General features: G+C 72.9%; 1 protein-coding gene. It reads left to right on the plus strand.

The window, feature by feature from the left end; genetic code table 11:
- The first annotated feature begins 90 nt into the window (after positions 1-90).
- A complete protein-coding gene (locus E0497_RS02075) occupies positions 91-24,552 on the plus strand; it encodes a non-ribosomal peptide synthase/polyketide synthase (RefSeq protein ID WP_137723098.1) in 24,462 nt (8,153 codons plus the stop codon).
- Positions 24,553-24,556 lie beyond the last annotated feature (4 nt).

Raw genomic sequence — 24,556 nt, forward strand, 5'->3', positions numbered from 1 at the left:
GTGGGACGGCTTCCGGCGGAGGGAACGTTTCGTTCGGCGACGGTGGCGCGGCCACCGCTGCGAACACAACTGAACCTCCGAGGGCGATAGATGGACTTCGCCGATCCTCACCCACGACACCGCGCACACCCGAGCACGGACACCGACCGGTTTCCCCTGTCGGAGGCGCAACGTGCCCTCTGGTTCGCGCAGCAACTCGCCCCCGACGTCCCGCTGTTCATCGCGCAGTACGTCGACATCACGGGACCGCTCGACGTGGATGCGCTGCGGGCGGCGAACGTCCGCGCGGCCCGCGAGTTCCGCTCCCCGTTCCTGCGCGTCGTCACCGTCGACGGCGAGCCCGTGCAGTACGTGGACGCGACGCGTGACACCTCGATCACCCTGATCGACCTGCGTGCCGAGGACGATCCGGTGGCGGCGGCGCACGCGTGGATGCGACGCGAGACGGCGACCCCCGTCGACCTGTCCGTCGACCGGCTGGTCCAGACCGTCATACTCCAGGTCGAGGAGCGACATTTCCTGTGGTACAGCAGGAGTCACCACATCGTCCTCGACGGTTACGGGGCCGCGACGATGCTCTACCGTGTCGCCGAGTTGTACACCGCGACGGTGACCGGGCGGCCGCCGGAACCTGCCGCCGCCGCCGACCTGCGCACGCTGCTCGGGATCGACGACCGGTACCGGGCCTCCCCGCGCCACGACACCGACCGTGAGTACTGGGCGGACCGGCTCTCCACGGTCCGCGGGATCGGCCTCACCGACGCGGATGCACCCGCGTCCGCGGAGAGCCGGCTCGCGTCCCGCGCGTTGTCACCGCGGACGGTCCGCAGCCTCGAGGCCGGTGCGGGATCGGGCACGTCCGCGGCCGCACGGATCATCGCGGCGTTCGCGGGCTACATGAGCCGGATGACCGGGCGCGCCGACGTGCTCGTGAACATCCCGGTGTCGGCGCGCAGCACCGCGGTGCTGCGCCGCTCGGGTGGGATGACCGCCAACCTGCTCCCCCTGCCGCTGGAGGTCCGCGAGGGCGACACGGTGGGTGCGCTGACGGACCGCGTGTCGATGGAACTCGTTGCCGCGCTACGGCATCAGCGGTGCATCCGTGCCGACATCCTGCGCGACATCGGCCGCGACCCGGCGGGGCCGATCGTGAACGTGATGTTCTTCCACCCACAGATCGTGATGGGCGAGCTGGCCACCGAGTTCCACATCGTCACGTCCGGGCCGGTGGAGGATCTGCTGGTCAACGTCTACCAGTCCGGCAGGCCGGTGCGCACGTTGGTCGGGTTCCGGGCGAACCCGCGTCGGTACCCCGAGGACCTGCAGGGCGCCTACCACCGGTTGTTCGTCGCGTTCCTCGACGAGTTCGCCGCCGCGGCACCGTCGACGCCGCTGGCGGAGCTGCACGCCGCGCCGGCACCCCCACCCGGGGCGCCGATGCCGGGCACGGCGGGCCGGCGGGCCGACCCGGACCCGGCCGAGCCGGAGGCCGGGACCCCGGGACCCGAGACCGAGCGGGCGGTCGTGGACGCGTTCACCTCCGTGCTGGCCGTGGCCGGCCCGGTCGGGCCCGACGACAGCTTCTTCGATCTCGGCGGTGATTCGCTGGTGGCCACCAGGGTCGTCGCCCGGGTCGTCTCGGCGCTGCCCGTGTCGTTGACCGTGCGGGACCTGTTCGAGCACCCCACCCCGAGGCGCCTCGCCCGCCGGGCCGAAGAACTGATGACGACCGGCGGTGGAGCGGGCGGACCGGTCGACGTCCCGGCACCGGCGCGACGCGAGCGGCCCGCCCGGCTGCCGCTGTCGCCGGCGCAGCAACGGATGTGGGTCGTCAACCAGCTCGATACCGATTCACCGCTCTACAACATCCCGTTCGCCGTGACACTCGCCGGCGACCTCGACGTGCGGGCGCTGCGGGCCGCGCTCGCCGACGTCGTCGCACGGCACGAGTCGCTGCGCACCGTGTTCCCCGCCGGTGTCGAGGGCCCGGAGCAGGTGGTCGTCCCCGCGGCGGACGCTGCCCCCGCACCGACACCGGTCGACGTCGACCGCGCGACGCTGTGGGACGCGGTCCGCGCCGAGGCTGCCGCCGGATTCGATGTGCGCGAACAGCTTCCGCTCCGCGTCACGCTGTTCCGCCCGGCACCCGACGAGCACGTGCTGGCCGTCGTCGTGCACCACATCGCGGCCGACGGGAAGTCCGCGGTCCCGCTGGCGCGGGACATCGTGACGGCCTACACGTCCCGGCACGATGGACGGGCGCCGGCCTGGTCCCCGCTGCCGCTGCAGTACGCGGACTATGCGCTGTGGCAACGGGACATGCTCGGATCCCCGCACGACCCGGACTCGGTGTCGTCGCGGCAGCAGCACTACTGGACCACCCGGTTGGCAGACCTGCCGGCCGCGATCACGCTGCCGTTCGATCGGCCCCGGCCGCCGGTGCTCTCGCCCGCCGGTGGCACCGTCACCTTCGACGTCGACCCGGAACGGCACCGCCGCCTGCTCACGCTCGCCCGCGACCGTGACTGCACCCTGTTCATGGTGTTGCATGCCGCGTTCGCGGTGCTGCTGTCCCGTCTGGGGGCGGGGCGCGACGTCACGATCGGCACCCCCGTCGCCGGTCGCACCGCACCCGAACTCGACGAGCTGGTGGGCATGTTCGTCAACACCCTGGTGTTGCGCACCGACGTCGATCCCGCGCTGTCGTTCGTCGACCTGCTGGCCCGCGTCCGGCAGACCGATCTGGATGCGCTCGCAAACGCCGAACTGCCGTTCGAGCGGCTGGTCGAGGAACTGGCCACCGAACGTTCCCCGGCCCACGCCCCTCTCGTACAGGTGATGCTCGAGGTGGGCGCCGCCGAGCCGACGGCCGTGGCGCTCGCGGGACTGGGCGCCGCGGTGACCGAGGTGGACACCGAGCTCGCGAAGTTCGAGCTGCAGCTGAGCGTGCGGGAGGCCACCGGCGAGTCGGGAACCCCGGAAGGGCTCGCGATGGCACTGCATTTCGCCACCGACCTCTTCGACCGGGACACGGTCGCCGGGTTCGCGGCGAGGCTCGACCGGATCCTGACGGCGGTCACCGCGGACGACGACGCCGTCGTCGGCGACATCGAGGTGACCGACGAGCCGGAGCGTGCGCTGTCGTCGGCCCCCGCGGACCCGGACGGTGTCGCGGCGACGCTACCGGAGGTTCTGGCGCGGTCGACGGCGGCGGACCCGGGCGCGACCGCGGTGGTGGCCGGATCGGTGCGGATCACCTACCGGGAACTTACGGAACGTTCGAACCGGTTGTCGCGCTGGCTGATCGGCCGCGGTATCGGAGCGGAGAGCCGGGTCGCCGTCGCGATGACACGCTCGGCGGACCTGCCGGTCGTCCTTGCCGGTGTCGTCGGCGCGGGGGCCGCGTACGTACCGGTCGACGTGGACTACCCGGACGAGCGGATCGAATTCGTGCTGGCCGACGCCGCGCCCGCGTGCGTGCTCGCAGATGCGGCCGGTGCCCGGCGGCTGGCGTCGGTGCCGGTGGGCGTGCCGGTACTGGACCTCGACGATCGTGACGTCGGGTCCGCTCTCGCACGAACGGCGGCGGACCCGGTGACCGAGCGGGAACGTCCACTGCACCCGGACGCGGCGGCGTACGTCGTCTACACGTCCGGCTCGACCGGCCGGCCCAAGGGCGTGGTCGTTCCGCACCGCAGCGTGGTCACACTGTTCGACCGCACGCGGGCACTGTTCGGGTTCACGGCGTCCGACGTCTGGACGATGTTCCACTCGTACGCTTTCGACTTCGCGGTGTGGGAACTGTGGGGTGCACTGCTGCACGGGGCGACGGTCGTGATCGTCGACCGCACCACCGCCCGCTCACCCGTGGATCTGCTCGCACTGCTGCGCGAACAGCGGGTCACCGTCCTGAGTCAGACACCGAGCGCGTTCCGGCAGTTCGCCGACGCGGACCGGCGGTCCGGCGACGCGGCCGCGCTGCCGACACTGCGGCACGTGATCTTCGGTGGGGAACCGCTGGACCCGGCACTGCCGGCCGCATGGTTCGGCCGGCACCACGGCCCGGCCGCCCCCCGGCTGACCGACATGTACGGCATCACCGAGACCTGTGTCCACGTCACCTGGGACCGTCTCGACCCGGTCCCCGCCCGGGGCCGCCCGCCCGGGGCGATCGGTGCGCCGCTGCCGGGGCTGGCGGTGCGGGTCCTCGACACCCGGCTGCATCCCGCCGCACCGGGGGTGGTGGCAGAGCTGTACGTGTCCGGGGCGCAGCTGTCCCGTGGGTACCGCGGCCGTCCCGGCCTGACCGCGACCCGGTTCGTCGCCGACCCGTGCGGGTCCGGTACGCGGATGTACCGGACCGGGGATCTGGGTGCGTGGACGCCGACCGGCGCACTGCGGTTCGCGGGCCGCTCCGACTTCCAGGTCCAGGTCCGCGGCTACCGGGTGGAGTTGGGGGAGGTGGAGTCGGCGCTGGCCGCCGCGGACGGGGTGGCCGCGGCCGTCGCGGTCGCCGCCGACGGGCCGGTCGGCGTCCGGATCCTCGGTTACGTGGTGCCCGAGTCCGGCGCCCACGTCGAACCGGGAACGGTGAAAGAGGAGGCAGCACAGACTCTTCCGGACTACATGGTGCCGTCCGTGGTCACGGTGCTGGATGCGCTGCCGACCACCGTGCACGGCAAACTCGACCGCGCGGCTCTCCCCGAGCCGGTGACGGAGGGCGGACCCGACGACGCGCCGTGCGACCCGATCGAACAGGCGGTGGCCGCGGCGGTCGGGGAGTTGCTGGGCATCGGGGGTGTCGGCGTGCACGACGACTTCTTCGCGCTCGGTGGCAACTCGCTGGTCGCGGCGCAGCTCGCCGCCCGGATCGGCGACGCGCTCGGTGTGGTGCTCGGGATCCGGGACGTCTTCGACGAGCCCACCGTCGCGGGCCTCGCCCGCCGCGCCGCCGAGGCCGGCGGCGAGGTGCCGCGACCCCCGCTGTGCGCCCGACCCCGGCCGGAGCGGATACCGCTGTCACCGGCCCAGCAGCGGATCTGGTTCCTCAACCAGTTCGACCCGACGTCGGCGGCGTACAACATATCCCTGCCCGTCCGGTTGTCCGGTGACCTCGACCGGGCGGCGCTGTCGGCCGCCGTCGCGGACGTCGTCGCGCGGCACGAGGCGCTCCGCACCGTGTACCCGCTCGACGACACCGGACCGCGTCAGGAGGTGCTGCCCGTCGGTGAACCGGAGGTCACGCTCGACGTCGTCGACGTCCGTGACGAGACGCATCTGCGTGAGCTCGTGTACGCCACCCTCGCCGAGGGATTCGACGTCACGGCACGGGTGCCGTTGCGGGCGAGTCTGTTCCGCCTCGACGACACCGAACACGTCCTGACGATCGTGCTGCACCACATCCTCGCGGACGGGTTCTCGCTCACGCCGCTCGCGCGGGATCTGGCCGAGGCCTACGCGGCGCGCCGCGCGGGCCGGGCCCCGGACCGACCGGCGTCGGCCGTGCAGTACGCGGATTACACGCTGTGGCAACTGGACCGGCTCGGGGATGCCGACGACCCGGAGTCCCCGCTGGCGCGACAGTCGACGTACTGGGCCGACACGCTCGCGGGCCTGCCACGAGTGCTCGAACTGCCGAGCGACCGGCCCCGCCCACAGGTGCGATCCCAGGACGGCGGCCGGGTCGAGTTCGCGATCCCACCCGACCTGCACCACCGGATCGTCGCCCTCGCCCGGGAGCACGACGCGAGCGTGTTCATGGTGATGCACGCTGCGCTCGCCGTGCTGCTGGCCCGCCTCACGGGCACCGACGACGTCGCCGTCGGCACCCCGATCGCCGGACGAGGCACCGCGGCGCTCGACGACATCGTCGGCATGTTCGTCAACACCCTGGTGCTGCGCTGCGACGTCGGTGGTTGCACGTTCGCGCAACTGCTGGGCCGGGTCCGGGAGGCCGACCTGGGTGCTTTCATGCACGCCGACATCCCGTTCGAGCGGGTGGTGGAGGCGGTGGACCCGCCGCGGTCGACCGCCCACTCGCCGCTGTTCCAGGTGATGCTCGAGTTCCAGACCGTCCCGCGCCCGGACCCGGCACTGCCGGGACTGCGGGTGCGACCCCTCGAACGCGGACCCGAGACGGCCGCCTTCGATCTGCGGCTGAGTGTGGCCGAGGACGTCGACGCGGACGGTCGCGCCGGGGGCATGTCCGCGGGACTGGTGTTCGCCACCGACATGTTCGACGCCGGGACGGTCCACGGTTTCGCGGACCGCCTGCTGCGGATCCTGCGGGCCGCGACGGCGGCACCGCGCGGACCGGTCGCCGACATCGACCTCCTCGCGCCCGGGGAACGGGCCGGTCTCACCCCGGTGCCCGGCCCGTCGGGCAGCCCGCCGCGCACCCTGGCCGCACTGCTGACGGCGGGAGCAGCGATCGACCCGGCGTGGCCGGCGCTGCGCTACGACGGCACCGACGTCACCTACGGTGACCTCGATCGAAGGTCGAATGTGCTGGCCCGCAGGATGATCGAGGAGGGGATCGGTCCCGGAGCGATGGTGGCGCTCGGCATGGCGCGCTGCCCCGAGTACGTGTCGGCACTGTGGTCGGTCACGAAGACGGGGGCCGCGTTCGTGCCGGTCGATCCGTCGCACCCGCCCGAGCGGATCGCGTCGATGCTCGACGACTGCGGCGCCGTGCTCGGACTCACCGTGACCCGCTGGCACGGGTCGTTCACCGGGCACTGCCCGTGGTGGGTACTCGACGAGCCGGTGCCACCGGCGCCCGACACGTCGTCCGAACGTCCGATCACCGACGCCGACCGGGTGGCACCGGTGCATCTCGACGACATCGCCTACCTGATCTACACCTCCGGCTCGACCGGCATCCCGAAGGGGGTGGCCGTCGACCACCGCGGGCTGGCGAATCTCGCTGCGCACCTGCACGAGCGGTGCCGGACCACACGGCACTCACGGATCCTGCACATCGCGTCGCCGAGCTTCGACGTGTCGATCCTGGAAATGCTGCTCGCGGTCGGGGTGGGCGCGACGCTGGTCGTCACCGCGTCCACCGTGAACGCCGGCACCGACCTGCACGACCTGCTGGCCGCCGAGCGGGTCACGCACTGCATCGCGACGCCGACAGCGCTCGCGGCGACCGCGTCGGACGGACTCGCCGAGCTGCAGTGCGTCATGCCGAGCGGGGAGGCGTGCCCGCCCGCCGTGGTCGAACGCTGGGCACCCGGTCGGACGATGCTGGACGCCTACGGCCCCACCGAGGCGACCGTGATCGCCGGTCTCGGTACCGGACTGCGGCCCGGGCGGCCGGTGACGATCGGCGGCCTGGTGCGGGGATTCCATGCGCTGGTGCTCGACGCCCGACTCCAGCCGGTCCCGGTCGGCACGCCCGGCGAGCTGTATCTCGGCGGCCCCGGGCTGGCGCGGGAGTACCACAGGCGGGCCGCGCTGACCGCCGTCCGGTTCGTCGCCGACCGTGCCGGTGGGCCGGGTGCCCGCATGTACCGCACCGGCGATCTGGTGCGGTGGACGGCGCCGGGGACGCTCGAATACCTGGGCCGCAACGACCGGCAGGTCAAGCTGCACGGGTACCGGATCGAACTCGGCGAGGTGGAGGCCGCGCTCACCGCGCAGCCCGCCGTCGCGTACGCGGTCGCCGACATCCGCCGGTTGGGCCGCATCGGTGAGCGTCTCGTCGCGTACGTGGTACCGGCCGCCGGGAGCACCGCCGCCGACGTCGACACCGCGGGACTGCACGACGCGGTCGCGGCGCGACTGCCGTCGTACATGGTGCCCGCACACCTGACGGTGCTGTCCCACCTGCCGACGACCGTGCACGGCAAACTGGATCGGGCGGCGCTGCCGGAACCGGACTTCGCCGCCGGGCGGCAGCAGGGGCGCGCCCCGTCCACCGACGCGGAGCGGACCCTGGCCCGGGTGTTCGCGGACGTGCTGGGCCTGGACACGGTGAGTGCGGACGACTCGTTCTTCGCGCTCGGCGGTGACAGCATCATGTCGATCCAGCTGGTGTCCCGGGTGCGGGCCGCCGGGCTGTCGGTCACGCCGCGGGACGTCTTCGATCACCGCACGGTGGCTGCGCTGGCCGCGGTCGCGGCGTCGAACGGTGCAGGGGGCGAGACACTTCCGGAGCTGCCCGGCGGCGGGGTGGGCGAGGTCCCGATCACGCCGATGCTCGCGTGGCTGGTGCGTCGCGCCGCCGGCCGGTTCGGCCGGTTCTCGCAGTCGGTGCTGCTGCACCTGCCCCCCGAGGTCGGCGCACGCGCACTGGTGGCGGCGGTGCAGACGGTGCTCGACCGGCACGACATGTTGCGCGCGCAACTGCTCCCCGACACCGGCCGGGCGCTCGGATGGCGGCTGCGGGTGCGCCCGACGGGCACCGTCCGCGCTGCCGACCTCCTCGTGTCGGTGCCGGTCGACACGCTCGACGGCGACGCCTTCCACCGTTCCGCGGCAACGGAACTGGATGCGGCCGCCGCCCGCCTGGATCCGGCGCGCGGCCGGATGCTGCAACTGGTGTGGTTCCGTGGACCGGCGGGCACCGGACGGCTGATGATCGTGGCGCACCACACCGTGATCGACGGGGTCTCCTGGCGGATCCTCGTCCCGGACCTGGCGTCGGCGTGGGCCCAGGCGTCGGACGGTCGGGTGCCGCAGCTACCGGAGGTCGGTACGTCCATGCGGCGGTGGGCGCACGCACTGGGGGCGGCCACCGCCGGGCGGGACACCGAGATCCCGTTGTGGGAGAGCATCGTCCGGGGTGAGGATCCTCCGATCGGTCGGCGACCGCCGGACCCGGACCGGGACGTGCACGCGACGGTGGAGGTGCTGCACGAGACCCTGCCCGCCGACGACACCGCGACCGTCGCCACGATGCTGCGGGGCGCCGTCCACGGCACCGTCCTCGATGTCGTGCTCACCGCGCTCGCCCTCGCGGTGCGGCGGTGGCGCGGCGGCCGGGACGCGGGCCGGGACGTCCTGATCGGGATCGAGAACCACGGCCGGGAGGAGTCCGTCGCGCCCGGCGCCGACCTCAGCCGGACCGTCGGCTGGTTCACCGTGCTCCATCCGGTCCGGCCGGATCTGACGACGATCGACCTCGACGACGCGTTCGCCGGCGGCCCGTCCGCCGGGGCCGCGCTCAAACTCGTCAAGGAGCACCTGCGGTCGGTCCCCGACCACGGCGTCGGCTACGGACTGCTCACCGAACTGGGCGACGACGAGTCCCGGTTGCGGTGCGCACCCCAGATCGTGCTCAACTACCTGGGCCGGCCGCCCGGCGATGTCGGCGCGGGCGAGGACCGGGCCTGGACGCCCGTCGCCGCAGACGGGCTCGGGGGCGCACAGGACGCCGACATGCCGGTGGCCGCGGCACTCGAGATCGCGGCGGGCATCGCGGCCGGCCCGGACGGGGCCACACTGCAGTCGTCGTGGACGTTCGCGTCGGGACTGCTCGACCGTGCCGACGTCCGTGCCGTCGCGGGACTGTGGCGGGACGCGCTCACTGCGCTCGCGCGGTACGCGCGGACCGCCGGGGCGGGCGGGCTGACCCCGTCCGATCTGGTCTCGGACCGGCTCGATCAGGACGCGATCGAGGCACTCGAGCGGGACCGGCCCGGACTCGTCGACATCTGGCCGCTCACCCCGCTCCAGTCCGGGCTGCTGTTCCACGCCCGTCTGGCCGCGGGAGCGGTGGACGCGTACGCGGTTCAGCTCGTCGTGGACCTGCGCGGCGAGCCCGACCGGGAGCGGCTGCGGGCATCGGCCCGCGCCCTGCTCGACCGGCATCCCACGCTGCGTGCGTGTTTCGTCGAGGACGCCGCCGGTGACCCCGTGCAGGTGGTCGAGGCGGAGGTGCCGGTGCCGTGGCGGGAGGTCGACCTGTCCGGACCCGACGGCGACCGCCGGGACCGGGACTGGCGGGACCTGCTGGACCGGGACCGTGCGACACCGTTCCGCATGGACCGCGCCCCCCTGCTGCGGTTCACGTTGGTGCGCACCGCACCGGCGTGTTACCGGCTGGTGGTGACCTACCACCACATCCTGCTCGACGGCTGGTCGACACCGCTGCTGTTGCAGGAACTGGTGACACTGTATGCGGCCGAAGCGGATTCGCCGGTGCTGCCGCGTCCCGGCGACCACCGCCGGTATCTGGGGTGGCTGGCCGGCCGGGACCGCGAGGGAGCGCTGCGGGCATGGAACCGGGCCTTGGCCGGGGCGTCCGAGCCGACGCTGCTGCTGCCGCCCGGACCGTCCGGTGCCGGCGTCGACGACCGGCCCGGCGAGGTGTCGGTGACGCTGACCGCGGCGGAGACCGCGGCACTGGTGCGGGCGGCCCGGGAACGCGACGTCACCCTCAACACCGTCGTGCAGGTCGCGTGGGCGCTGGTGCTCGGCGCCCTCACCGGGCGCACCGACGTGGTGTTCGGTGCCACCGTGTCCGGCCGTCCCCCCGAGGTGCCCGGCATCGAGACGATGATCGGACTGTTCATCAACACCGTGCCGGTGCGGGTGCGGTTCGATCCCCGAGAAACGGTGGCGGAACTCCTCGACCGGGTCCAGCACGAGCAGGCGTCGCTGCTCGACCACCACCACGCCGGACTCGCCGACATCCAGCAGGCGGCCGGGCCGGGCGCGGTGTTCGACACCCTCACGGTATTCGAGTCGTACCCCGTCGACCGGTCCGCGCTCACCGGGTCCGGCGACGTCGCCGGACTGCACGTGACCGGGGTGCGCGGACTCGACGCGACGCACTATCCGCTGACGGTGCTGGCCGGGCTGACCGACCGCCTGCACCTGACCCTGAAATACCTCGTCGACCGACTCGATGCGACCGAGGTCGAATCCATCGGTGCGCGAATACGTTCCGTTCTCGACCTCGTCACCCGGCATCCGGACCGGACGCTCGCGCACGTCGACGTGCTGTCGCCGTCCGAGCGGGCATCGAGCGTGCCGATCACCGGCGGCACCGCCGCCCGGCCGCGACTGCTGGCGGAACTCCTCGCGGACGGTGTGGCAGCGAATCCGACCGGCACGGCCGTCGATTCGGCCGACGCGCAACTGTCGTACACGGCGCTGGACGCCCTGTCGGACCGGTGGGCGCGGGTGCTGATCGGTGCGGGCGCGGGGCCGGGCACCGTCGTGGCGTGCGCCGCCCCCCGGTCGGCGATGTCGGTGACGGCGGTGTGGGCGGCCGCGAAGTCGGGGGCCGCGTTCGTGCCGGTGGACCCGACGTATCCGCGGGCGCGCATCGAGCACATGCTCGGCGATTCCGGTGCGGCCGTGGGTCTGACCGTCGCGGCGCACCGCGACGCCCTGCCCGACACGGTCCGGTGGCTGCTGCTGGACGATCCCGGCACCGTCGCGGTACCCGACGGGCCGGTCCGGCCGGTCCGGTCGCCGACGGTCGACGACGTGGCCTACCTGATCTACACGTCGGGGTCGACGGGCCGGCCGAAGGGGGTGAGCGTGACCCACCGGGGGCTGGCGAGCCTGCTCGCCGAACAGCGCGCGCGGTACCCGATCCCACCGTCCGCGCGATGCCTGCACATCTGCTCACCCAGCTTCGACGTCTCGGTTCTCGAGCTGCTGCAGGCGTTCTCGGCGGGGGCGACGCTCGTCGTCGCGCCGACGACGGTGTACGGCGGGGCCGCTCTCGGTGATCTGCTGGCGCGGGAGAGGATCACGCACGCCTGCATCACCCCCGCGGCACTGGCCACCGTCGACACCCGGCCACCGGCGACGCTCGAGGTCCTCGTCGTCGCCGGCGACGCGGTCGGGCCGGAACTGGTGGCGGACTGGGCGCCGGGCCGCCGGATGCTCGACGGCTACGGGCCGACGGAGGCGACCGTGCTGTCCACGATCAGTGCGCCCCTCGCCCCCGGGGCCGACATCCGGATCGGCCGTCCGGTGCGCGGTACCGACGCGTTCGTACTCGACGCGTTCCTGCGCCCGGTGCCGGTGGGTGCGGCGGGGGAGCTGTACCTCGCGGGTGCGGGGACCGCCCGCGGCTACCATCGGCGCGCGGCTCTCACTGCGGCCCGGTTCGTCGCGTGCCCGGTCGGCACCCCCGGCACCCGCATGTACCGGACCGGCGACGTCGTCCGGGTCGGGGTCGACGACGAGCTGGAGTACCTGGGCCGCAGTGACTTCCAGGTGAAGGTGCGGGGGCTGCGCATCGAGCCGGGGGAGATCGACGCCGTCCTGGTGGCGCATCCCGCGGTGGGCCACGCCGTCACCGTCGCCCGGCGCCGTGCGGCCGGCGACCCCCTGCTCGTCTCGTACGTCGTACCGGGAACCGGCACCGGCACCGGCACCGACACAGACACAGACACCACGGCGCTGGCCGAGTTCGCGGCCCGACGTCTGCCGCGGCACATGCTGCCGGGGGCGATCGTCGTCCTCGACGAACTGCCCCGGACCCCGGTCGGCAAACTCGACCGCGACGCCCTGCCGGAACCGGACCTCGCCGCGTCCGCAGCCCGTTTCCGGGCACCGAGCACCCCGGCCGAGGAGCACGTGGTGGCGGTGTTCGCCGAGATCACCGGGATCGACCGGGTGGGGGTCGACGACAACTTCTTCGCGCTCGGCGGCAACTCGCTCGGCGCGACGCGGGCGGTAGCGCGGATCAACCGGGCGCTCGGGTCGGCGATCGAGGTGCGCGACGTGTTCGAGTGCGGCACCGCCGGCCGACTCGCCGCCCGCGCCGACCGCACCGTCGACCACGGCCCGGTACCACCGACGCGTGCCCTGCGGGCGACGGCACGACCGGAGCGGGTTCCGCTGTCGTGGGCGCAGGAACGGATGTGGTTCGTCAACCAGTTCGAGCCCGCGTCCGCCGCCTACAACGTGCCGCTGGCGCTGCGGTTGTCCGGGCGTCTCGATCCGGCGGTGCTGCGGGCGGCGCTCGTGGACGTCGTGGACCGGCAGGAGTCGCTGCGCACGGTGTTCCCGGCGTCGCCGTCCGGGCCGGCCCAGGTGACGGTGGCGGCCGCCGGTGTGGTGGGCGACCTGTCCCCGGAGTCGGTGCCGCCGGATCGGGTGACGGAACGGGTCGCGGCCGTCGTCCGTACGGGATTCGATGTGGCGCAGCAGGTTCCAGTCCGTATCACGCTTCTGCGCGCGGCGCCCGATGTGCACGTGCTGGTGGTGGTGGTGCACCACATCGTGGCGGACGGCTTCTCGATCGGCCCCCTCGCGCGTGATGTCGCGGCCGCGTACACGGCCCGGAGTGCGGGCCGGGAACCGGACTGGGATCCGCTGCCCGTCCAGTACGCCGATTACGCGGTGTGGCAGCGGGAGTCGCCGGGTGCACCGGGCGACCCGAGTTCCCGTCTCGGCGTCGACGAGCGGTGGTGGGCGGAGTTCCTTTCCGGCGCCCCGCCGGTGTCGGCGCTGCCGCTCGACCGTCCCCGCGGGCCCCGCCGGTCCACCCGGGGCGGCCGGGCCGCATTCACCGTTGCCGCGGACACGCATCGGGCCCTGGCCGATCTCGCCCGCCGTCACGATTCGACCATGTTCATGGTGGTGCACGCCGCGGTGGCGGTGCTGCTCTCCCGGATCGGCGTCGGCCGGGACGTGGTGGTCGGCACCCCGGTCGCGGGTCGCGGCGAGGCCGACCTGGACCACGTGATCGGCATGTTCGTCAACACGCTCGTGCTCCGCACCACGGTCGATCCCGGCAGCCCGTTCACCGCGCTGCTCGGGGTGGTCCGGGAGGCCGACGTCGACGCGTTCGGGCACGCGGACGTGCCGTTCGAGCGACTCGTGGACCGTGGCGAGGCCGGTCGCAGCACCTCCGCCACCCCGCTGTTCCAGGTGATGCTCGAGTACCGCGACATCGACCGGCCGCGGGTGGAGCTGCCGGGGCTGAGTATCGACGTGCTGGACGCCGACACCGGGGAGGTGAAGTTCGACCTGCAGTTCGGGATCGGCGAAACGTTCGACGACGACGGTGCGCCGGCCGGTCTGTCCGGTGAGATCCGGTACGCGACCGATATTTTCGATGCTACGACCGGTGCCGCCCTCGCCGCGCTGACGTCTCGGCTGCTCGCCGCCGTGGCCGCCGACCCGGCACTGCCGGTGGGCGACCTGGATCTCGGTGTCGGATCGGCGTCGGTGCCAGGTCCGGGTCCCCGGCTCGTCGCCGACGAGACCCTCGCGGACCTGCTAGCTGAGGCCGCTGCGGTGACCCCGGACGCCGTCGCGGTGGTCGCCGGGGCTGCGCGCATCACGTACCGGGAACTCGACGAACGCTCGAACCGTCTGGCGCGCTGGTTGATCGAGCGTGGCACGGGGCCGGAATCGGTGGTGGCGGTCGTGATGGACCGCGGTATCGACCTCGTCGTGACCCTGGCGGGGATCGTGCGCGCCGGTGCGGCGTACCTGCCGGTGGATCCGGGATACCCGGCCGCACGGATCCGGTACGTGATCGACGACGCCGACGTGTCGTGCATGTTGGTGGACGCGGTGTTCGCCCGCACCCGATCCGACGTCGAGGTCCCGGCGGACCTGCCGACCGTGTGCCTCGACGACCCGGCCGTCCGTGCCCGGATCGACGGATGCCCGGCCGGTCCGATCACGGACGCGGAGCGGGTGGCGCCCCTGCACGCGGATGCGCCCGCGTACCTGATCTACACGTCGGGGTCGACGGGCCGCCCGAAGGGGGTGACGGTGAGTCACCGCAATGTCGTCACCCTCCTCACCGGCGCGCGGGACGTGCTCGGCTTCGGCGTCGACGACGTGTGGACGATGTTCCATTCCTTCGCGTTCGACTTCGCGGTGTGGGAACTGTGGGGTGCCATCGGATTCGGTGGGCGCGTCGTGGTGATCGACTATCACACCGCCCGGTCGCCGCGCGCACTGCTGGCCGTGCTCCGCGGTGAGGCGGTGACCGTGCTCAGTCAGACGCCGTCGGCGTTCCGGCAACTGGACCGTGCGGATGCCGAGGACCCGGATCCGCGGCCGCTCCCGCTGCGCTGGGTGGTCTTCGGCGGCGAGGCGTTGGACGCGGCGCGGCTGTCCGGCTGGGTCGACCGCCACGGCGTCGACTCGCCCGCACTGGTGAACATGTTCGGCATCACCGAGACGTGTGTGCACGTGACGTGGCAGCGGCTCGACGGCGACGCGGTGCAGGGGGAGCGTCCCGTGGGCTCGGTGATCGGTGTCGGGCTGCCCGCCGCGGAACTCCGGGTGCTCGACGACCGCCTGCACCCCGTGCCGCCGGGGGTCGCGGGCGAGTTGTACGTCGGCGGGGCTCAGGTCGCACGCGGGTACCGGGGCCGCCCGGGGCTCACCGCGGCGCGGTTCGTCGCCGACCCGTTCGGCGGCTCCGGGCGGATGTACCGCACGGGCGACCGGGTGCGGCGGATGTCGACTGAAGTTCTGGAGTTCCTGGGCCGCAGCGACTTCCAGGTGCAGGTGCGGGGATTCCGGGTGGAGCCGGGGGAGGTGGAGTCCGCGCTGTCGGCCGCCCCCGACGTCGCGGCGGCGGTGGTACTGGCCCGCGAGGGCCCCGGCGGGGACACCCGGCTGGTCGGGTACGTCGTCCCGCGGGCGGGTGGTGTGCCGGATCCCGAGCGCGTGCTCGAGACCGTGCGACGACGGTTGCCGGCCTACCTGGTGCCGGCGGTCGTGGCCGTGCTCGACGAGTTCCCCGTCACCGTCAACGGCAAGATCGACCGCGCCGCCCTGCCGGACCCCCGCCCGGTGACCGGCGCGGGGCGCGCCCCGCGCGGCGACGTCGAACGGATCCTGGCCGAGGTGTTCGCCGACGTGCTCGGTGTCGCCTCGGTCGGCGTGGACGATTCGTTCTTCGGTCTCGGCGGCGACTCGATCATGTCGATCCAACTGGTGTCCCGTGCGCAGGCCTCCGGGGTGCGGCTGACGCCCCGCGACGTCTTCGAGCGCCGCACGGTCGCCGGTCTCGCCGAGGTCGCGACCTTCGCCGAGACGGCCGAACCGGTACCGCTGCCCGAACTGCCGGGCGGCGGCGTCGGCGACGTGGTGACCACGCCGGTCGTGCACTGGCTGGCCGACCGCGGCGGTGATTCCCGGCGCTACGCGCAGTCGGTGCTACTGGGTTTGCCCACCGATCTCGACGCCGCCGCCCTCGCCGGGGGCGTCGACGCGGTGCTCCGCCGCCACGACATGCTGCGTGCCGGGCTGCGGTGCGACTCCCGCTCGGGCACCGGCCGACGTCTCGAGGTGCGGGCACCGGGCGCCGTCACGGCCGCCGACGTGTTGCACACCGTCGCGGTCGACACGGTGCGCGGCGACGGTTTCACCGGCGTCGTCCACGCCGCCCAGGATGCGGCCGCGGATCTGCTGGACCCGTCGTCCGGCCGCATGATCCGCCTCGTCCGGTTCGTCGCCGGTGACGGTGACCGGCTGCTGATCGTGGCCCACCACCTGGTCGTCGACGGGGTGTCCTGGCGGATCCTGATCCCCGACCTCGCGGTGGCCTGCACCCGAACCGCGGCGGGCGTCGCCCCCGAACTGTCGGCGACCGGCACGTCGATGCGGACGTGGTCGGACGCCCTCGCCGCGGCCGCCCGGCAGCGGCAGGGGGAGCTGGCGCTGTGGCGCACGATGGTCCCGGCCGGTGAGCCGAGCCTCGGACGCCGCGCAGTGGACCCGGCGGTGGACGTCGGGTCCACGGTCGACCGGGTGGAGGTGGAACTGCCGAGCGAGGTCACCCGCGGGCTGCTCACCACGGTGCCGGGAACGATCCACGGCACCGTCGACGACGCCCTCGTCACCGTCCTGGCACTGGCCCTGCGGCAGTGGCGGCGTGAACGCGGCCACGGCACCGCGGCGGTGACCGTCGCCCTCGAGGGGCACGGCCGCGAGGAACAGGTGGTACCGGGCGCGGACCTGTCCCGGACCGTCGGATGGTTCACGACGATCTACCCGGTGCGCCTCGACCTGCCCGCCACGCACCCCGAGGATCTCGATGCCGCGCTCAAGACGGTCAAGGAGCGGCTGCGCGCGATCCCGGACCACGGCATCGGCTTCGGAATGCTGCGCTACCTGAACGAGACCACGGCCCCGGAACTGGCCTCGTGTCCGATGCCCGAGATCAGCTTCAACTACCTCGGCCGCTTCGACGCGACCGGGCCGGACACCGGCACCGGATCGTGGATGCCGGTCGAGGACACGGGTCTGCGTGGTGTGCTCGCCCCGGACCTGCCGGTCGCCTTCGCGGTGGACGTCAACGCCGCCACCGTCGCCGGACCCGACGGCCCCCGCATGGTGGTCACCTGGGACTTCCCGCGGGGCGTGCTCGCCTCCGGCGAGGTGGACCGGCTCGCGCAACTGTGGTCCCGGACGGCGGCGGCGGTCGCTCGGCACGCCACGACCGCGGGTGCCGGCGGACGGACACCGTCGGACCTCGACCTGGTGACACTCGACCAGTCGGCGATCGAGCGACTCGAGCACCGCTACCCCGACCTGTCCGACGTGTGGCCGCTGACACCGATGCAGCGTGGCCTGCTCTTCCACGCCGAACTGTCCGCGGCCGCACCGGATGCGTATCTGGTGCAGCTGATCCTGACGTTCGACGGGCCGCTGGACGCGCCGCGCCTGCGCCGCGCCGCGACGGCGCTGCTGGACCGGCACCCGAACCTGCGTACGGCGTTCGCGCGCGACCGGGAAGGCACGGCGGTGCAGGTGGTGCGGGACGGTGTGACGCCGCCCTGGCACGAGACGGACCTGTCCGGGGCGGGGCGGCGGGACGCGGCCGCCCGGCTGGCGGCCCTGCTCGCCGAGGACCGTGCGACGCCGTTCGACATGTCCCGGGCCCCGCTCGTGCGCCTCCTGCTGGTGCACCTGCCCGGTGCGCGACACCGACTGGTGATCACCAACCACCACATCCTGCTCGACGGCTGGTCCACCCCGATCCTGCTCGAGGAACTGATCGCGCTGTACGTCACGGACGGCGACGCGTCGGCGCTGCCACCGGCACGGTCGTATCGCGGCTACCTGACGTGGCTCGGCCGGCAGGACCGGGTGTCCGCGCTCGAGGCGTGGCGACGCACGCTCGCCGGCGCGGACGATCCGACGCTGCTGGTCCCCGACCGGCAGGCCGTCCCCGAGCGGTACACCGGATCACGCGACCTCGACTACGAACTCGACACCCAGACGTCCGGGCGGCTCCGGGCGCTGGTCACGGCCCGGGGTCTCACGGTCGGCACCCTCGTCCAGGTGGCCTGGGCGATCGTGCTCGGGATGCTCACGCACCGCACCGACGTCGTGTTCGGCACCACCGTCTCCGGGCGGCCCCCGCACGTCGCCGGTGTCGAAACGATGATCGGACTGTTCATCAACACGGTGCCCGACCGGATCCGACTCGATCCGCGGGAGACCCCTGCGGCCCTGGCCGCCCGGGTCCAGGCCGAGCACGCGGCACTGCTGGACCACCACCACGTCGATCTGCCCGACATCCAGCGCGCCGTCGGCCCCGGCGCGGTGTTCGACACGCTGGTCGTCTTCGAGTCCTATCCGGTGCGGGCCGGGACTACGGTGGACGCCGACCTGCTCGGCGCTCGCCTCACCGGTGTCGAGGCCCACGACTCCGCGCACTATCCGCTGAGTGTCGTCGCGTCGGCCCCGGACCGGCTGCACGTGACCATGAAGTACCGCCCGGACCTGCTGGGCGAGGCCGTCGTGGAGGACATCGCGATGCGGGTGTTGCGGGTGCTGCGTGTCGTCACCGACGCACCGGATCGGCCGCTGGCCCGACTCGACCTGCTCACCGCCGCGGAACGCCGGGACCTGGTACCGGTCTCGGGCGGCCCCGCCGCCGTGTTGCCGGGTAGCCGGACCTTGCCGGAAATCTTCGAGGCCGCCGCCGCGATCGACCCCGACGCGGTCGCGCTCGTCGTCGGGGGCACCGAGGTCACCTACGGGGAGCTGGACGCGCAGTCCAACAGGCTCGCCCGACGGCTGATCGAACTGGGCATCGGACCGGAAGATCATGTGGTGCTGGCGATCCCGCGGTCGATCGAGTCGGTGACCGCGGTGTGGGCGGTGGCACGCTCCGGTGCGGCGTTCGTACCGGTCGATCCCGACGGGCCCGCCGAGCGGGTCGAGACCATGCTCACCGACTCCGGTGCCGAGGTGGGACTGACCACCACGGCGCACCGGCCGGGGCTGCCCGACCGGCTCCGCTGGCTGGTACTCGACGACCCGGCGTTCGCCGTGGACTGCGCGACGCGGTCACCGGCGCCCGTGACGGATCAGGACCGGACCGCACCGGTCCGGGGCGGGAACCCCGCGTACCTGATCTACACCTCCGGGTCGACCGGACGGCCCAAGGCCGTCGTCCTCTCGCATCGAGGGCTGTCCAATTATGCTGCGGTGCAGTGTGATCGATCTGGTGTCACGGCCGACTCGCGGACCCTGCACTTCTCCTCGCCCAGCTTCGACGCCTCCGTGCTCGAGTACCTGCTGTGCTTCACGGTGGGGGCGACGATGGTGATCGCACCGCGCACCGTGTACGGCGGCAGCGAACTGACCGCGTTGCTCCGCAAGCAGCGCGTCAGTCACGCGTTCATCACCCCGGCGGCGTTCGCCTCGGTGGACCCGGCGGGTCTGGACGACCTCGCGTGCGTCATGGTCGGTGGCGAGGCGTGGCGGCCGGAACTGGCCACCGACTGGTTGCCGCAGTGCCGGATACTCGACGAGTACGGTCCCACCGAGACGACCGTCGCCGTCAACATCGAGGAATACCGGGGCGACGATCGGCGGGCGCCGACGGTGGGACGTCCGATCCCGGGGGTGACCGAAGTGCTGCTCGACGCACACCTGCGGCCGGTTCCCGCCGGCGTCGTCGGTGACCTCTACATCGCGGGCCCCGGCGTGGCGCGCGGCTACCACCGGCGTGCCGGCCTGACCGCGGAGCGGTTCGTGGCCGCACCGTTCGGTGTCCCCGGCACACGCATGTACCGCACCGGCGACCTCGGCAGGTGGACCGGTGACGGCCGGTTGGAGTTCCGGGGCCGCAGCGACTTCCAGGTGAAGGTACGCGGATTCCGCATCGAACTCGGCGAGATCGACTCGGTGCTCACCGGGTACCGCGACGTGCGGTTCGCGGTCACCCTCGGCACGTCCGGACCGGGCGGGGAGACGGTGCTCGTGTCGTACGTCGTAGCGGCGGAGGGCCGCCGGATCGACGTCGCCGCTCTTCGTGCACGGTTGGCCGACCGGGTGCCCGAGCACATGATCCCGGCAGCGTTGACGGTCCTTGCCGACCTACCGCTCACCCCGGCCGGCAAACTCGACCGCCGGGCACTGCCCGCACCGGACTTCGGCACCGGGGCATCGGTGTTCCGTCCCCCCACCGACCCTGTCGAGGAGACGGTCACGGCGGCGTTCGCCGACGTGCTCGGCGTCGACCGGGTGGGAACCGACGACAACTTCTTCGCGCTCGGCGGCAACTCGCTGTCCGCGACCCGGGCTGTCGTCCGCCTCGACGAGGCTCTCGGTGTCGATCTCGGGGTGCGGGCGGTGTTCGAGGCGCCCACCGCGGCGGCGCTCGCGGAGCGGATCGAGCACGGTGACACCGGGCCCTCGGGGCGGCCGGTCCTCGAACCCGCCGAGCGCCCCGCCGAGATCCCCCTGTCCGCGGCACAGCAGCGGATGTGGTTCATCAACCAGTTCGATCCGAAGTCGGCGGCCTACAACGTCGCGGCGGGGGTGCGGTTGACCGGCCGGATCGACGTCCCGGCCCTGCAGTCCGCGGTCGGTGACGTCCTGTGCCGGCACGAGAGTCTGCGCACCGCCTTTCCGATCGGCCGGGACGGTCCTGTCCAGCACGTGCATCCTCCCGGCGACGTCGCGCTGGATCTCACCCCGACCGACGTGGCCGACGAGTCCGACCTGGCCGGTGCCGTCCGTGCGGTCGCGACCGCGGGATTCGACGTGACCGCGCGGGTCCCGGTGCGCGGTGCGCTCTTCCGACTGGGAGCCGAGGAGCATGTCCTCGTCCTCGCCGCGCATCACATCGTGATCGACGGGTACTCGATGGGCCCGCTCACGCGGGATGTGATGCGCGCGTACGCGGCGCGGGCCGACGGCCACCCACCGGACTGGTCACCGCTGCCGGTGCAGTACGCCGACTACACGCTGTGGCAGCGGGTGCTGCTCGGCGCCGCCGACGATCCGCGGTCGGTGCTCTCGCACCAACTCGACTACTGGACCACGGCCCTCGCCGGTGCACCCGACCTGCTGAGCCTGCCCACCGACCGGGCCCGCCCGGTACAGCAGTCGTTCCGCGGTGACCGTGCCGGGTTCACGATCGGCCCGGACCTGCACCGACGGCTGCGCGAGTTCGCCCGGCGCCGGGGCTCGAGCCTGTTCATGACCGTCCACGCGGCGCTCGCGGTGCTGCTCGGTCGCCTCGGCGGCACCGGCGACATCGTGATCGGCACCCCCGTCGCGGGCCGTGGCGAGCGGGCCCTCGACGACCTCGTCGGAATGTTCGTCGGCACCCTCGCGCTGCGAACGAGGATCGATGCCCGGCAGTCGTTCTCGCAGCTGCTGCGCGAGGTCCGGGAGGTCGACCTCGGTGCCTTCGAGCACGCCGACGTGCCCTTCGAGCGTGTCGTCGAGGCACTCGATCCGGTCCGGTCCACCTCCTACTCCCCGGTGTACCAGGTGGCGCTCGAGTTCCAGTCCGACGGTCACGGTCGCCTCGGGCTGCCGGGTCTGGCACTCGAAACGGTCCCGGTCGGGTCGGGGGCGGTCAAGGAGGATCTCGAGTTCGTCCTCGGTGAGCGATTCGACGACACCGGTTCGCCCGCGGGCATCGTCGGCGACATCGAGTACGCCACCGATCTGTTCGATCCGGGGACGGTCCGGGAGTTCGGGGAACGGTTCGTGCGCATCCTCGAGTCGGCTGCGGACGATCCCGACCGTGCGATCGGCGATCTCGAACTACTGCACGCGGGCGAACTCGACGGCCTCGCACCCGCCCTCGGTGCGGCCGACGCGCCGCCGGTGACGCTCGTCGAGTTGTTGGCGTCGGCCGCCCGGGCGCCGGACACGGTCGCCGTCACGTGCGACGGCGTCGACCTGACGTACGGGGACCTCGACAAGCGTTCCAACCGGTTGGCGCGGTATCTCGTCGATCACGGAGTAGGTCCGGAAGCCTGTGTCGCACTGGGACTTTCTCGATCGGTGTACTCGGTGCTGGCGGTGTGGGCGGTGGCGCGGACCGGTGCGGCCTTCGTGCCCGTCGACCCGGACTACCCGGCCGAGCGGATCACCCTCATGCTCGGTGACAGTGGCGCGGTAGTCGGGCTGACGACGCGGTCCCGGCGCGATCGGCTGCCGGACACGACCGCATGGCTGGTCCTCGACGATCCCGCGACCGCCGCCGCCGTCGCCGCGATGCCGTCCGGCCCGGTCACCGACGCCGACCGGACGCAGCCGGTGCGGGCCGAGCAGTCCGCCTACCTGATCTACACCTCCGGTTCGACCGGCATCCCCAAGGGTGTCGTGCTCACACACCGGGGGCTGGCCAACCTGGCCGCGGAGGAACGCGACCGGCTCGGCGTGACGGCGCGGGCCCGCACACTGCACTTCGCGTCTCCCAGCTTCGACGCATCCGTGTTCGAGATCGTGATGGCGCTCAGCGCGGGTGCCACCATGGTCGTCGTCCCGCCCCACGTGTACGGCGGGGCCGAGTTGGCGTCGGTTCTCGCCGCCGAACGGGTGACGCACGCCTTCGTCACCCCGACCACCCTGGCGTCCGTCGACCCGGCCGGACCGGAATCGCTGCGGACCCTCGTCGTCGCGGGCGAGCCGTGCCCGGCCGACCTGGTGGCCCGGTGGGCGCCCGGACGCACGATGCTCAACGCGTACGGCCCTACCGAGACCACGATCATGGCGAACATCAGTGCGCCGATGCGGGCGGATCGGCCGGTGACGCTCGGCGGGCCGATCCGGGGTGTCGCCGAACTCGTGCTCGACCCGCGCCTGCACCCGGTGCCGCGCGGGGTGGTGGGGGAGTTGTACGTCGCCGGGGCTGCGCTGGCCCGCGGGTACCACCGGCGACCGGTGTCGACGGCGGCACGGTTCGTCGCGAACCCGTTCGGGCGCAGCGGCGAACGACTGTACCGGACAGGGGATCTGGTGCGGTGGCGTGACGACGGCACCCTCGAGTACATGGGCCGCAGCGACTTCCAGGTCAAGGTCCGCGGATTCCGGATCGAGCTGGGCGAGATCGATGCGGTGCTGGCCGCACTGCCCGACGTCGGGTTCGCGGTGACGCTCTCCCGGCCCGGGCCCGCCGGCAACACGTTGCTGTGCGCGTACGTACGGCCCGTCGCGCACGCGCACCTCGATCCGGGCGACATCCGCCGGGCCGCGGCGCGGCACCTCCCGGCGCACATGGTGCCGTCGGCGGTGGCGGTGCTCGACCGGATCCCGTTGGCCCCCACAGGAAAACTCGATCGTGATGCGCTGCCGCCCCCCGCGTTCATGTCGGCCTCGGTGACGTACCGGGCACCCGCCGGTCCGCTCGAGGCGGCGGTGGTCGATGCGTTCACCGCGGTCCTCGGCGTCGACCGGGTCGGTGCGGACGACAACTTCTTCGACCTCGGTGGCACCTCACTGCTCGCGACCCGGCTCGTCACCGACCTCGGCGGCCGGGTGGATGCCACCGTGCCCCTGCAGGCGCTGTTCCTGGATCCCACGCCGGCGGGCCTCGCCCGTCGGATCGCGGCCGCGACCCCGGAGGGCGCCGAGGAGATGCTCGGCCCGATGATCGTGCTGCGCGGCACCGGTTCCGGGCGTCCCCTGTTCTGTGTACACCCCGGGATCGGGTTGTCCTGGGGCTACACCGGCCTCGTGCAGTACCTGCCGCCGGACCGTCCGGTGTTCGGCCTGCAGTTGCCGTTCGTCGGAGGTGGGCCGCAGTACGCCTCGATCGAGGCACTGGCCGCCGCGTACGTCGACGAGTTGCGGGCCGTCGCCCCGGAGGGGCCGTACGATCTGCTCGGCTGGTCGCTCGGCGGTGTTCTCGCACACGCGACGGCCGTCGAACTGCAGCGCCGCGGGCTGCCCGTGGGGGTGCTCGCGGTGATGGACAGTTATCCCGACGACGGCTCCGCCCCGGATACCGGCCGACTCGACCTGGCCGAACTGTTGCGCGGACTGGGACTCGAGATCGACGTATCCGATGCGCTCACCTACGCTGCCGCGGCCCGAATGCTCGACTCCCACTTCGGTACTGTCGACGGGATCACCGCCACACAGCTCGAACGGATCGACACCGGCTACGCCGACTCCCGGCATCTGGTGCACCGATACGTCCCACAGGTGTTCGACGGCGATCTGCTGGTGTTCCCGGCCGTCGGTGGGGGTGACGGCGCCCGGCGGTCACCGCAGGAATGGCAACCCCTGGTCACCGGCGTGATCGACGAGTGTCCCGTGCGCTGCGGGCACACCGACATGATCGAACCCGACGCGCTGGCGGTGATCGGACCGGCTCTCGCCGAGTATCTCCGGCAGCACGGCTGATCGT

It is taken from the genome of Prescottella subtropica (assembly GCF_005434945.1).
GTDB lineage: Bacteria > Actinomycetota > Actinomycetes > Mycobacteriales > Mycobacteriaceae > Prescottella > Prescottella subtropica.